We start from the raw sequence: 14,416 nt of genomic DNA on the forward strand, positions 1-14,416 counted from the left end.
AGCAGACCGGCGTTGAATGCCGGTCTGCTCGTTTGCTATGTATTATTGCTGCGCTTTCAGATGCTTTACCGCTGCATCTACCAGTTCCAGCTTCTGCTCCGTGGAACAGGGCAGCTTCTGGACATTTTTCAGCGCCTGCTCGGACTGGAACTTCGCCAGCTCCTGCCCAAGCTCCTGCTGCGCCTGCTTTGATTTCGGGAAGATCAGAAATACTTCCATGGCTGCCCTCCTTTCCAGAGCATTTTCTGCTTCAATCTATGCGTGTGTTCCGGCGGCTATGTAGACAAATAGAATTCAATTTCGGTGGTGCAAGGGAAATCGTATTGCCGCGCGGCTTTGGCGGTGCGGGGAGGCTTGCAATTCAAGGGCTTTTCGACCCTGAATTGTCTACACCGGACCGCCGTTTGCGGGCGGATTTCGCCTTCTGCTGGCGATGAACCTCCTTGGCACAGGCGGGGCAGTATTTTGCCCTGCCGGAGCGGGCGAGGATGCCCGTGCCGCAGACTTCGCAGCGGCGGAGTTTTTTCGGGCTGAGAATGGCCTGTTCCAGCTTGGGCTGCTGGGGCAGCACGGCGCGGCGAAACCACCGGCAAAGCAGACTTCGGGAGATGTACTGCGGGCAGACACCGTCCAGCAGCAGGCAGTCGCCATCCAAGAAGTTGCAGCAGCGCTTTGTAAGACCGCGCACGCTGCGAACTTGTCCCGGCGTCAGGCGGAAGAGCGAGCCGTCTGGCAGCCGCTCGATGGGGTCAAGCTTGTGCATCTTCGCCCTCCTTTGTGATGAGCTTTGCGTCCGCTGGGTAGTTCAGCGTGATGAGGGCGGGCTTGCCCAAGCCCTGCTTGCGCCGAACAATCAGACCGCTATACTCCAGCTCCCGGAAGATCCGCGTGGCGCTCTGACGGCTGCGGTGGAGTTTGGTTTGCGCCTGTTCCAAGGTGAAGTACAGCCGAATTGTGCCGTCCGGCTCGACGTAGCCGTTCTGCCGGGAAATGCAGGCTCTGTCCAGCAGCAACGCGTAGAGCACCTTGGCATCGTTGCTGATGCCCCGCAGGGCTTCGTCTTGGAGAAGAAACCTCGGCAGCGGTACATAGGACGCCGCCGGACTCTGCGTCGTGAGCTTGCAAAAAGTTTTCATCTGACCTCCTATCCCATCCATCCCATCAGGTGTATTGATTGGATTGATAGATTGATTCTCTTGTATCTTGATTTATTTCTTAATTAGTTAGAGGATGAATTTCAGCCCCGATGGAGGGCACGAAAACCGTCGTCCTGAAATCCGTTTTCGGAACCCTCCGGAGCGTCAACTTGTCCACTGCCTGGAAAACCGGTGCCGGAAAAGCCACACATGGAAAATCCCGTTGTGGTCAAAGCTCATCCCTCTGCCGCACTTTCAGCAGTTCCCAGATCTCGGCTTGCCGTGCTTTCAGCTCGGCAACGTCGTCTTCATAGCAGCGCCCGGTGCTGTTGATGCGGCGGCAGACGTGGTTGATGTTCGAGGCGACTCTGCTGACGGCAGCAGCCAGCTTCTTTTGCTCGGTGTAGTCCACCTTGATGATGTAGCCATCGATCAGCATCTTGCGGGCGTATGCGCCGAAGTTGTGGGTTCCCAGCTGGCGCATTTTGTGCTGGATCAGGCTCAGCTCCTGTTCATTCAGGCAGATTTCCTTGCGGATGGGTCGCGTGCGATCCGGCATGAGAATCACCCCTTCAGGTGCAGCCCGAAGGCACTGTTTTCTTCCAGAATTTCCAGATAGCCGTTGCCGGTGAGTTCAGCAAAAACCGGAGCAACTTTTTCGGGCGGAAGGGTCAGAGCATTTGCAAGTTCCTGAGCACTCAGACCGCCGTCCTCGAAGGTATACAAGAGCGCGCCAGTGAGCTTGGCTTCTGCGGAGAGATTCGTATCCAGCAGGAGGCGGGTGGGTACAGCGGTCATGTGGGTGTGGTTGTAGTAAGTGATCATAGTGGTTCTCCTTTCGATTTTGAAAATCTCTGTTTGAAGGGCGGGTTTGGATGGATTGGTTTCCCTTTCACCATCCCACGGACAATTTTTGACCGTTTGTCAGGTGGCTTGAAAAAATTCCGGACGTACAGAAGGTCCTCTATATAACCAACGGACACATTTTCCGGTTTTGTCCGAAAAAAGTTTTGAGGATGGAGGCCTCCTCCTGCACTCTCGCTCCAAAAGGTCCTCTCACTATTCAACGGACAAAATGATGCGGCGCGTCACGGTTCTGTCATAACAAGGACAAAAAAGAAGCGCTTGCCACTACGACAAACGCTTCTTTTTTGCATCAATTATTCGAGCAAATCCTCTATGTCCCTTTGATCGTATTCAGTTTTCTGCATCAACCGGCAGACGCCGTCTGCCTCGTCCCGCTGCTGCAAAAGCTGAGCAAACGCCCGATAGAGTGCAATCTGCCGACGCTCGATTGCGCCGCGATTCATGTGCATGACCTCAGCCGTTTTGCGGATGGACAGTCCCTCGGAAAAGCGTTTCCGAAACAGATCGGCGTAATCATTGAGCACGGTTTTGAGGGATTGCTGAGCAAAGGCAAGGTCCTCGCACATGGCTTGATAAGCTTCACGGCCTGATACACCGATGTACTGCTTGCGCTCCCGGATCAGCTTGTACCGCCGCAGATCCATCCGGTAGTTTTCACAGATGTCCTTGGCGTATTCATAGTACGTTTTACTGCGCCGGATATGGCGTTCGTCCTGTTCGCAAGGGATATACACAAAGGGCTTGCGCTTGGGTTCCGGAAAGCCGTCCTCTGTTACTTCTCCGATCATTTCCGGTTCGACCTCACGTCGGGTCTGACGGATGTATTTATCTCTAAGAATACCATCCACATTCACCTGCTCACAGAAGGACTCCAGGCGAATGGTGTAGTATTCCTCATTGCCTTCCCGGATGAAACTGGCATCCTTGCAGATCACAACAGCTTCGCCGGTATCGATATCTTTTACCACGCGGACAACGTAGATCCGCTTGCCGTCGTATCGTTTATAGTAACCGGCAAAAACGCGTTTGACTGCCATGCATAGGCTCCTCCCTCCGGGTGATTTGCTATCAGTATATCATAGAATGCGGCCGATAAACAGGACAATTTGAATAACACGGATCAGAGAGTGTTGAAGAATAGCAAGCACATCCGGTGTCCGTACACACCGGAAAAATGCATGCGCTGCCCCCTCCGTCCAAGCGTGCATTTTATCATTTGGGATGCTCCCAAACCCTGTATTTTTGATAAACCTCGGTTGTAATCAGAGAAATGAGATGATACCAAGAGCAGCACAGACAGCTGGGCTACCGAAATGGCAACGGACGCGATTATTTCCAAAATATTTTTGAAAAATCATGCGGATAAATCATTTCGTATTGTAATTTGTCGAAACTTGTGTCATAATTATTTACAACGCTGCTAAGCGCTGTTGCGCTTGGCTGCAAGCATGATGAATCAGTGCTCTGCCAAACGGCAGGGCACATTTTGTTTATCAGGAGGAGATTCCTTATGGCAGTCAGTTATAAAAAGCTCTGGAAAATGCTGATCGACAAAGATATGAAGAAAAAAGATCTCTGCGCGAAAGCCGGTATCAGTACGGCCTCCGTCACCAAGATGGGCAAAGGCGGCCATGTCACTACAGAGGTGCTTGCTAAGATATGTGCAGCGATGGATTGCGGAGTGGATGATATTATGGAGATTGTGCTTGACGAAAGTGAAAAAATAGAGAAAAGATAATGTGAAATCCTTCTCAAATTGTAAGGCCAGAATGAAACAATTTGAGGAATCCAGAAAACAACATAAGGAGGAATGCATATGGCTTCACTAACACATGTCTGTATGTGGTCGGATAATGGCTGGAAGCGAATTACAGCAGAACAAGCCGCCAGATTGCATCCGGGTGGAACTGTATCTGCTCATAGTGGTCTGTTTATGTGTGAACTCTGTGGCCAGTATGTTATTCTTACCGACGGTGATATTAGGATACGCTACTTCAAACACAGTGCCTATGAAAAAAGCAAAGATTGTCCTGAGCGCACATTCGGAGCTGGCTATTCAATCTCTTACGGTTCTCAGGAACACGATTTACCAATCCGTATTACAAACGTATCCTCATCTTCTTTCAGCTTTGAAGTCGGCTTGATTCGTGCTCCAATAAGTTCTCTCGGCAAGGACTTTTGTATAGAAATCAAACCAAAGGGAGCATTTGATATACCCTATGTGTATACCAAAGAACGACTGAACTACGACAGTATTACATATCTTCCTATCGGTGAAAGGCCGTTTGAAAAATACACTCTCAGTTTCCAAAATGGAAACGATAAATTACGTGAATTCTGGCCGGCAGAGATTAAAGGCATTGATCCGGAAGGCACATTGTTTGAAAAAGTTTCCGGCAAAAAACTCTCATATGATGCCGATGTTGAGATTGGTAAAGAATACTACCTGCTAAAACGTGGCTACATCTATAGGAAGTCATTCAGCAGCGTGCGAATTCAAGAAATCATGCAAAAACGAATCGGGTGGGAAACTTGGAGTCTCTATGTGGTTTCTGCATCTGCATTTAATGAAGATGCAGCCCGATTCTATCTCGACTTCCATTGTCGGCTGACAGATCACCCTGTTTCATTGCAACCGGTATGGCCGTTATTTGTCGAAGGAAATTATATCGTTAAGCACAATCAAAACAGTATGTATATGCTTATCGAAGGTAATGTAGCCGCAGTTAAAACATTTCCTTCTGTGACAGTTCGTCAGCTAGATTACAATTCATCTCAGTCAAAACTATATGAGGTGTTTTGTTCCGGCAGACAGCAGTTAATATCTGCTGGCCGCACTCAAGCCTTACAATACACATACCTTTGGAAAGAGCCTCTTGACCAGGTGGGCTTGCATCCAGAAGTTTCAGTAACCGATATTGCAGGTGCTGAGGTTGATCCTGGCGAGACCGATACTCTACCGCACGACAAAACATTGCGCTTCAAATCAACATTTGATGGAGAGCTAATTATCTTCAACAATAACCGTGTTGTAGATAAGCGGAAATTATCCGCTGACAAATATATAGAGTTGAACGGACTATCCTACGGTTTAGGCGTTCAAGTTGTCATTGGCCTTGATGTCATCTGGCAAATCGATTTCAAGAAGCAACAGCCCATCGTTGTAAATGACGAAATTGAAATGCTGAAGCGAATTACTAATATCCTTAAGCAATCAGGCTGCGAAATCACTGCTGATAGTGAAATTACCGCAACTGGACGAAGAATCAAAAAGAAGATTGTTATCTACCCGGCAATGTGGGTTGAACCACATGCTACAAACACCATTTTCGTGAGCGATGCTTATATCAAGTATGCCAAGCCATATGCCGTCCAAAAGATTCTAGATAACATTTGATGGAGATTATGCCTGAGTAGTGAGAAATAAATGGAGAAGAGATATTGTAAAATTTTTCTGAAATTGTAAGGAGCGAAACTATGTTACACCACGGCCTATATGAACAAGTTATCAATAACGCCTTGACTAGCGAGCTTGCGGAGATTCCGGAAGCCCGCAAGGCGGTTGCACCCATTGACAAGGCCGAGGCGTCCAAGGTTCTGGCGCAGTATCTGGCGGATGTGGTTCAAAAGGGCTTGGATAACGTGCTGGACAACGGCGGGGATATTTCTGCCCAGATCGGGCTGACCAACCAGATCGTTGAGCTCATTCAAAATACGACGCAAGAAGCTGACTTTGCCGCGCTGGGCGTTGACCGGCGGGCAGAGCAGCTTCTTGCGCTTTTGCGGGAGACCGACCCGCGGCTGGCGGTGGGGAAAACAGCGGCGGACATAGAGCGCCCAGAGACCTCTATTGCACAAAGCTCACTTTTCACCGGGGCTGTGCATGAGCCGCAGATGTTTACGGAGCTCAAAAAAGAGATTGTCTCTGCTGACAGAATTGACATGCTGGTGTCCTTCATCAAATGGAGCGGTCTGCGGCTCATTATGGACGAGCTGCGAGAGTTTACGCAGAATGGCGGTGAGCTCCGTATTATCACCACTTCCTACATGGGCGCAACGGATATAAAAGCCATTGAGGAACTCCGACAGCTCCCAAACACACAGATCAAGGTTAGTTACAACACCAAGACAACTCGCCTCCATGCCAAAGCGTACATCTTCTACCGCGAAACCGGCTTCACAACGGCTTATGTGGGTTCGTCCAACCTGTCCAATGCCGCGCTGACCAGCGGGCTTGAATGGAACACCAAGGTGACGAAGCGCGACCTGCCTGAAACCATTGATAAAATCGCCGCGACCTTTGAGTATTACTGGAATGACCGGGAATTTGAGTATTATGATGAAGGCCAGAAAGAACGCCTTGCCCGTGCCCTGAAAGCAGAAAAATACTTCGACACCAACAATGCCGAAGTCTACACCATGGATATCAACCCCTATTCCTATCAGCAGGAGATTCTGGACAAGCTGGAGGCGGAGCGCACTGTCCGCGGTTATACTCGTAATCTGGTGGTAGCCGCCACCGGTACCGGCAAGACGGTCATCTCTGCTTTAGACTACAAGCGCTTCCGCAAGCAGAATCCGGACAAGCCTTGCCGACTGCTCTTCGTAGCGCACCGGGAAGAAATTCTCAAACAGAGTCTGTATACCTTCCGAGCCGTGCTCAAGGACGCCAACTTCGGGGAGATGTTTGTGGGCAGCTATAGGCCGGAAAGCATCGACAATCTGTTTATTTCCATTCAGACGTTCAATTCACAGAACTTTACGGAAAAGACGTCCCCTGGGTTTTACGATTACATCATCGTAGACGAGTTCCACCACGCGGCAGCTCCAACCTACCAGAAGCTCCTGGCCTACTACCAGCCTCGTATTTTGCTGGGCTTGACGGCTACGCCTGAACGTATGGACGGCAAGAGCATTCTGCCATACTTCAACAATCGTATTGCGGCGGAAATTCGTCTGCCGGAAGCCATTGACCGAAAGCTGCTCTGCCCGTTTCAGTATTTTGGCGTTACCGATACCGTGGATCTGGATGAACTCAAATGGTCTGCCGGTGGCTACCAAAAGAGCGAGCTGGAGCACATCTACACGTTCAGCGGGGCGGTTGCCGACCGCCGCGCCGACCATGTGGTGACGGCACTGCTGAAATATGTGACGGACATTGACGAGGTGAAGGGCCTCGGCTTCTGTGTGACGGTAGATCACGCGGAATTTATGTGCCGCTATTTTAACGACCACAACATTCCGTCCATGTGCCTCACCGGGCAGTCTTCGGACGAGGAAAGAGCGGCGGCCAAGCGGCGCTTGGTGTCCGGCGAGGTGCGGTTCATCTTCGTCGTGGACATCTACAACGAGGGCGTGGATATTCCGGAAGTTAATACTGTTCTGTTCCTGCGCCCCACCGAATCCCTGACAATCTTCTTGCAGCAGCTGGGACGTGGTCTGCGTCTATCTGAGGACAAAGAATGCCTGACCGTGCTGGACTTCATCGGTCAGGCAAATCGAAAATACAATTTTGAAGATAAGTTTGCGGCGCTGCTGTCGAATACCACCCGCAGCGTGAGCCGGGAGATCAAGGATGGTTTTGTGTCCGTCCCCAAGGGCTGCTATATCCAGCTGGAGAAGAAGGCAGCCAAATATATTTTGGAGAATATCCGCGCGTCCTATGGCAATACGGCTGGGTTGGTGGCTCGCGCAGCCTCCTTTGCGGAGGACAGCGGGCTGGAGCTGACGCTCAAAAACTTCTTGGATTACTACCATCTTGACCCACGGGCGATCTACAAGTTTTCCTCCTTCTCCCGCATTTGCGCCAGGGCGGATGTCATGGAAGACTTTTCGGAGCCACTGGAGGATATTCTGACCAAAGCGTTTGCAAAGATCGCCGTGGTTGATTCTCGCCGCTGGATTTCTTTCCTGTTGGATGTTCTTCCGCGTTTGGATAACCTTGATTTTGCAGCGCTTCCGGATGCGGAAAAGCGGATGATGCAGATGTTCTATGTCACCGTCTGGGGCAAGGCTGTGGAGGACTGGGACGACGAAGAGGTGCTTAGTAACCTCTATGCCCTGTCTGACAGCACGGTTCTGCTCGGTGAGCTCTTGGAGCTGCTGCGCTATCGCTTCGAGCAGATCGACTTTATCGACGAGCCGGTGGAGCTGGGCTTCGACTGCCCGTTGGATCTGCACTGCACCTATACCCGCGACCAGCTCTTGGTGGCACTGGACTTTATGAAGCCGTCCACCGTTCGTGAGGGCGTGAAGTGGTTGCCGGAGAAAAACATCGATGTGTTCTTTGTGACGCTGAACAAGGCGGACAAGGACTACTCGCCAACCACCATGTACAACGATTATTCCATCAATGAGAGCTTGTTCCATTGGCAAAGCCAGAGCACCACGGCGGAGAATTCGTCCACCGGTCAGCGCTATATCCACCACAAGGAACGCGGCAGCAGGGTGCTGCTGTTTGTCCGTGAGTTTAAGTCGGACCGTATGACCGGCGGTGCGGAAGCGTACACCTATCTGGGCACGGCGAACTACGTGAAGCATACGGGCAGCAGGCCGATGAATATCACCTGGCAGCTGGACCGCCCGATCCCGGCGAAGTTCTTGAAGAAGACAAATAAGTTGGTAGTAGGCTGACATACTTGGCATGATTTAAGGAGACACCTATGGACGCACGAAAGCACTTAATCATCATAAAAGGAAAAGACCAGACGGACTCGGTCGCGAGCTTTCAGTTCCATGACGGGAAGTGCGAGGTCGTCTATACCAGTGCGCCCAATAAGACATACAGCTTTCAGAGTAGCAATGTGGAGATCCTGCCTCTGAAAAAGAAAATTGACCCTGCGCAGGTGATTGTCATCGCAAATGGGCAAGCCATCAGCGGAATTGATGAGATTCTCGATTTCAGCGGGTATTATCGTATTGTCCGCAACGGAAAGAGAGATTTATCGTTCCACAGGAGCGAAGTGCAGTTCCAGCAGAATTGCCTGGCAGACGGTAAAAATCAAGAAGCATTCCAATATTTCAAGGAGACTGCCGCTGCAATCAGTCTGGTGGCGGAAAACGGTATCAACATTCTAAGTATGCAGTATGACAAGATCCAGCAGGTCAGCGAGGATACCGTGTTGGCAAGCTATCTTGCACCGCAGAAAGACGTCAAAATGCCCCAGATGCCGGAGGCAGTGATCTATCCGTTTGGCCTGAACCAGAGTCAAAAGCTGGCGGTAGAACGGGCGCTTTCCTCCAAAATCAGTATCATTCAGGGGCCACCGGGTACTGGGAAGACACAAACGATCCTGAATATCATCGCCAATGTTGTTCGCAGCGGAAAAACCGTGGCGGTTGTCTCCAACAACAATTCCGCAACGCATAATGTTGTGGAAAAGTTGGAGAAGAAAAATGCCGCTTTTCTGACTGCGTTTCTCGGCAGCCTTGCCAACAAAGAGAAGTTTCTGGATGCACAGACAGGCACCTATCCGAATATGAGCGCTTGGGAAATGTCGCCGGAGGAACGACAGCAATTTGTCATAGATTTCAAATACCGCACCCTCCAGCAGCGTCCCGGCAGGCAGGCCATTGGTGGCGTTATCGTCTGCGGATTTCTTGATGATCTGGATTTGGCCGCACTCCGCGGTATTGCTCCACTCGATTTCTGTGGTGGAGCCGTAGCGGACATAGATGGTTTTCAGTTCCGGGTCCAGCACATATCCGGTGGCCGCTTTGATCTCACGCAGATAATAGCGGCCATCGGCCAGTCCCTCGTCGGCGTAGATGTAGCCGTCCTGATCGGTCACATACTCCCCGATGGGATTGTGATTGCTGTCGTAAAGCAGGAACACTGCGCCGTAAATCCCCTTGCCGGTGGCCTTGTCCACCTTGTGGAGCAGGATTCGGGAGGTAGGGGCGTTATAGAACCAAAGCTGCTGCGTATCGTTGGCGCGGACCTCGATGGTCTGACTGCGGGAGGCATCGTCAATGCGATACCCCTTGATGGTTTCCACCTCGGTCACAACCACCGTTCCGGTGATGCCGCTGAGAATGATCTGGCCGTTTTTGTCCGTTCGGTACAAGCCCTTGCTGGAAAGTGCGCCGTTATCCACGAAGCTACCATCGGAATAGGTGATTTGGAACAGCACACCCTCCAGCGGCGTTTTCTTATCCGCGCTGGACAGCTTATTGATAATAAGGGAGCCCTGCGGCTGATTGCGGAACTCCAGCGTCACGGTCTGGCCTGCCTTGATGGTTGCGGTCTGCGGGGCGTCGTCCAGCAGATAGCCGTCCCTTGCGCGGGTTTCCTTTACTACCAGCGTCGTGCCGGGAGTGATGTCCGTAATCGTGAAAGTACCTGCGCTGTCCGTCACATATTTGCCGTTGGCATCGCCCACCACCGTTCCGTCTGCGGTGGTCACCATAAATTCCACATTGGAAAGGGGCTTATGGGTCGCGCTGTCGATCTTCTTCACCAGCAGGCTGCCCTTGGGAGAATTTCCAAAATAGAGCTGCACCACATCCTGTTGCTTGCCGCTGATATAGGCCGTCTGCGGTGCGGAGTCGATCACATGGCCGCTGTCGCTGGAGAGTTCTTCGACGATATAAGTGCCTTCTTTCAGCCCCGTCACGGTAAAGCTGCCGTTGGCCGAGGTCTTGTAGGTGCCGATAACCGTACCGCCTGTGCCGGAGGTGCCGGTCAGATACTTCACTTGGAATACGGCGTTGCTAACTGCTTCGCCGGTGACGCTGTCGTACTTCCACACCACCAATGCGGAGAGGGGAATATTTTCAAAGGTTAGCGTCTTGGAAGTGCCGGACTTGATGTAGACCTCCTGCGTGGCCTCCTTGATGGAGTAGCCCGTGGGCGGCTCCAATTCCGAGATTTTGTACCAGCCATCACGCAGGCCGGTCAACTGAAACTGACCGTTCTCACCGGTGTAGTAGGTGCCGAGGTCATTGATTTCGCCGCTGCCGGTATTGTTGCTGGCGTAGGTAACATGGAATTTCGCGCCCTGCAAGGGGTCTCCCGTCACGCTGTCCACCTTTTTGACGGTCAGCGCGGGCTTCTGATGGTTTTCAAAATAAACGGTGTGGTCGCGGTTGGGATAAAGCGTCGCAAGCTGAGAGGGCGCGTCCAGCAGATACGGGGACGGCACGGACTTTTCCGAGATTTCGTACACGCCGGGGAGTAAATTTTTCAGCTCCGCCTTGCCCTCGCTGTCTGTCTTGATCTGATCGACGCTGTGACCGTCTGCGGCGCGGACTTCAAACACGGTATCTGCGATGGGCTCGCCGGTGTCGGCGTCGTGCTTGTAGACAGTCAGGTTGGGACGCTTCTGGTTTTCAATGGTCAGGGTGCTGGTTCGGCCTGCGAACAGCTCCATGTGATACTCTCGCAGGTCGAGAATGTGAGAGGAATCCGTGGCGGTTTCCCGCACGGAGTACACGCCGGGCTCCAAATCGGCAATCAGAATCTCTCCCTGTTCATTGGTGGTGCGGTCAAGATAATGCGTTCCGTCCTCGATCTTGGCGATACGGAAATGTACATTTTTCAGGCGGCTACCGTCTGCGCTGGTCTTAATGATCTGCAACGATGGCTTGATGGTATTGGTGAATACGAACTGTGCGTCCTCGTTGGGGTCAAGCTGGATGATGCGCTGGGCCTGGTCGATGATATAGCCCTCACAGGCTTTTTCCGTCACCACATACGCGCCGGTGGGGAGCTTGGAGAGGTCGATCTCGCCGTTCTGATCGGTGGTAAATTCCTTGGGGCCGTAGTCACCAGCTACGGATTTGATCTCAAACACAGCATTGGGAATGACACGGCTGGGGTCGGTGCTGTCCACCTTCACCAATCTCATCCCCGGCTTCACATCGTTGAAGAACAGCAGCTCCTTGATGCCGTCGCCGGCAGACAGCTCCACCTCCTGCGGCGTGGTGTCGAGGATGTGACCGTCGCTGCCGGTATCCACTTCCACGGTGCGGTAGGTGCCGGGAGCAGCATCGGTCAAAAGGATTTCACCAAACTCGTCCGTGCGGAATTTACCGAGAGAAACGCTGTCTCGGAAAATTTCAAAGGTGACATTGGGCATGGCAACCATGTTCTTGCGGTCATATTTGATGATCCGCAGACCGGGCAGTTCCTTGTTTACCAGCGAAAAAGTGGTGGTTTCGCCGGTGGCCACGGAAGCCGTATAGGTGGCATCGTCCTTCAGCCAGCCGGAGGGCGCGGTGATTTCGCGGATTTCATACGCACCGGGCTTGATCTCATCGAAAATGGCATAGCCCGCAAAATTGGTTTCAGCGGTGTAGGTCACGCCGCTCTCAATGTGCTTGATCTGCACCATCGCTCCGGGCAGGTGTGCGCCGGTGTTGGACAGCTTTTCAATACGGAGGGTTCCGTATGGCTCATTCCAGAAGGTGATTTCTGCGACTTTCCCGTATTCCACCTTGATATTCTGTGCGGGCGTATCACTGAGTAGGTGATCCAAAGGCGCTACACGTTCATACACGGTGTAGTTGCCCGCCAGCGTCAGGGGGATGGTCACGGTGCCGTCCGAGCCGGTGGCGAAGGTGCCGACGGTGGCTCCGTCGGGATCGACCACCTCAAAAATAGCGCCGCTGAGAGGGGTATCCGTACCCTTTTCCAGCTTGATGAGCTTCAGGCCGGTGTCAGGCGTTTCGGGCTTTTCCCCATCGCTGAAATTGCTGTACGCGGACAGGCGCATGGTGACGGTAGGATCGGTATCGCACATATAGTTCTGGAGCTGGCCGTATTTGTTCTGCTCCGCGCACACAGCATAAAACACAGCATACTTATAAACATCAGTGGTAAAAGAAAGCTGGACGCTGCCGGTCTTGCCCGCCACCGCAGCGGCAGGGTACAGCACCTTGAATTTACCGCCGTAGCCATCCCCGGTGCCGGAGGTGGTGATGGTGGTAATATCCTTGTTGTCCATATCCACAATGCGCGCTCCTGCGGGGACGGAGGCAGGATCGGAGAAGGCTACGCGGATGGCGTAATTGCACACCCATGTGTCGGAGTGAATTGTAAACACCTGTTGCTTGTACTGCTGTCCGTCCACCGTGACGGCATAGGCGGTGTCCCGGTCAGGGGTAGCGGTAACGCGGGGCGAGTAGACCTTGTTCCATGCCGTGCCGCGCACATAGATGTCCTTGGCTGCGGCAAGGATGGCCTGTGCCCGCTGAAGCTCTTTTCCTGTGAGATTGGGATTGACCTTCAGGTTGTTGATGTTCCAGTTGGGGAGCAGGTAGCACCACAGCGCCATCTTGGTCGCATAGTAGGCGTGGTACTTGTTCTCCAGCTTCAGTTCCGATAAGCCGCGGGTAGGATAGCCGTTGGCGATGATACCCATGACCTTTGGATCGCTGCCCTTTTCCTTGGCGATGTATTTGATACTCTCGCCGGGGCCAACAGTCTGCGGGACGCCCTTGGTGTTGGGGTTGACGCAGTACGCGGGGATCTCCTTTGTCCTGCCGTTGCTGTCCACATAATTAAAATAGGTATAGATCAGCTCACGGATGCGGCCATTGATGGAGAGATAGGAGAGCTTCTGTTCTCCGTTGTAGATATTGACTTCGCCCAGGGCTTCCTCCTCACTGCTGGCGGCAAGGGCCGTGGCCGGGAGCATCCCCAGCACCATTACCAGTGCAAGGAGCATGGAAACCAATCGTTTTTTCATGTGCATTTTCTCCTTTTATTGATTTTGGGAAACAGAAAAGGCGGTATGCTTTTGCATACCGCCCGCGCGTTGAGATATGAAGTTGTCAGCTCACATAGATGCTGTACTCAGTGTATTGAAACACGCCGTTTTTGTAGACATTCCATGCCTCCATAGAGTAAGTCCCCGGCGGGCAGGAATTGAATAGCCCTGTGATCTGCTCCGAGCGCCACGGTCAAAAGCTCTGCGGCGTGACATCTGCGGGAATGGTCAGGTTGATCTTCACCTTGTCATTCCCGCTGGGGAATTTCACCGGCTGGCCGTTCTGCCATGTTTCCGGGTTGCCCCCGATGGCATTATACAAGGTATAGAGCATCCGGCGTGTTTCGTAGAGATTGCGCTGGAATAGGTAGTCCTGCCCGCCGCTGGTGAAGTGACGCGCCTCCGCTCTCGGCATTTCCGGTTGGGGCAGCTTGCTCCAGTCACAGGTGGCGGCAGGCAGTTCTCCCAGCGGTGCGCTGGAAAAGGCGTTGTTGTTCCAGCGGGACACATCTTTAATAGTGTAGTCCGTGCCATCGTCGCAGCGGATCACATCACCCACCTTGGGAACATACCGGGAACCGTCTGTGGGTACTGCGGCAGTCTGCTGGGGTGCGGTTCCGGTGTAGGGCTTTCCGCTTTCCACCTGCACACAGCCGTTAACGCTGTCCCAATAAACATTGAAACCGACCTGTTCGCCAATGT

General features: G+C 52.5%; 9 protein-coding genes and 3 pseudogenes. 4 read left to right on the plus strand and 8 right to left on the minus strand.

What is annotated here, in order from left to right:
* Nucleotides 1-42: 42 nt before the first annotated feature.
* From ACTQ4R_RS07450 to ACTQ4R_RS07475, 6 genes are all read right to left on the minus strand, one after another.
* On the minus strand, nt 43-219 hold the full coding sequence (locus ACTQ4R_RS07450; RefSeq protein ID WP_302661721.1) for a hypothetical protein: 177 nt from the start codon (nt 217-219) through the stop codon (nt 43-45).
* Between the two features lie 142 nt (nt 220-361).
* On the minus strand, nt 362-763 hold the full coding sequence (locus ACTQ4R_RS07455) for a cysteine-rich VLP protein (RefSeq protein ID WP_441627335.1): 402 nt from the start codon (nt 761-763) through the stop codon (nt 362-364).
* Nucleotides 750-1,136 carry a replication initiator protein A gene (locus tag ACTQ4R_RS07460; protein ID WP_441627337.1) on the minus strand — a complete coding sequence of 129 codons (387 nt, stop codon included), beginning with the start codon at nt 1,134-1,136 and terminating at the stop codon, nt 750-752. Before ACTQ4R_RS07460 ends, ACTQ4R_RS07455 begins: the two co-directional genes overlap by 14 nt.
* Before the next feature lie 229 nt (nt 1,137-1,365).
* The gene (locus ACTQ4R_RS07465) at nt 1,366-1,695 is read right to left on the minus strand and encodes a plasmid mobilization protein (protein ID WP_441627339.1); all 330 of its coding nucleotides are present in this window, start codon (nt 1,693-1,695) and stop codon (nt 1,366-1,368) included.
* A 5-nt stretch (nt 1,696-1,700) separates the two neighbouring features.
* Nucleotides 1,701-1,961: a hypothetical protein gene (locus tag ACTQ4R_RS07470; protein WP_441627341.1), complete on the minus strand. Its 261-nt coding sequence runs from the start codon at nt 1,959-1,961 to the stop codon at nt 1,701-1,703.
* A 335-nt stretch (nt 1,962-2,296) separates the two neighbouring features.
* Complete coding sequence (locus ACTQ4R_RS07475; protein ID WP_441627343.1) at nt 2,297-3,040, minus strand: hypothetical protein; 744 nt, start codon at nt 3,038-3,040, stop codon at nt 2,297-2,299.
* A 473-nt stretch (nt 3,041-3,513) separates the two neighbouring features.
* Here ACTQ4R_RS07475 and ACTQ4R_RS07480 point away from each other — a divergent pair, with 473 nt between their 5' ends.
* From ACTQ4R_RS07480 to ACTQ4R_RS07495, 4 genes and pseudogenes are all read left to right on the plus strand, one after another.
* The gene (locus tag ACTQ4R_RS07480; RefSeq protein WP_441627345.1) at nt 3,514-3,741 is read left to right on the plus strand and encodes a helix-turn-helix domain-containing protein; all 228 of its coding nucleotides are present in this window, start codon (nt 3,514-3,516) and stop codon (nt 3,739-3,741) included.
* 78 nt (nt 3,742-3,819) lie between these two features.
* A complete protein-coding gene (locus ACTQ4R_RS07485) occupies nt 3,820-5,400 on the plus strand; it encodes a hypothetical protein (RefSeq protein ID WP_441627347.1) in 1,581 nt (526 codons plus the stop codon).
* A gap of 80 nt (nt 5,401-5,480) precedes the next feature.
* Complete coding sequence (locus ACTQ4R_RS07490; RefSeq protein ID WP_441627349.1) at nt 5,481-8,636, plus strand: DUF3427 domain-containing protein; 3,156 nt, start codon at nt 5,481-5,483, stop codon at nt 8,634-8,636.
* 533 nt (nt 8,637-9,169) lie between these two features.
* Nucleotides 9,170-9,382: pseudogene (locus ACTQ4R_RS07495) on the plus strand (AAA domain-containing protein); the annotation flags it as partial.
* A 138-nt stretch (nt 9,383-9,520) separates the two neighbouring features.
* Here ACTQ4R_RS07495 and ACTQ4R_RS07500 read toward each other — a convergent pair.
* Nucleotides 9,521-13,693 (minus strand): annotated as a pseudogene (locus ACTQ4R_RS07500) (SpaA isopeptide-forming pilin-related protein); the annotation flags it as partial.
* 214 nt (nt 13,694-13,907) lie between these two features.
* Nucleotides 13,908-14,416: pseudogene (locus ACTQ4R_RS07505) on the minus strand (hypothetical protein); the annotation flags it as partial.

Source organism: Dysosmobacter sp. Sow4_B12, assembly GCF_052116665.1.
GTDB lineage: Bacteria > Bacillota > Clostridia > Oscillospirales > Oscillospiraceae > Oscillibacter.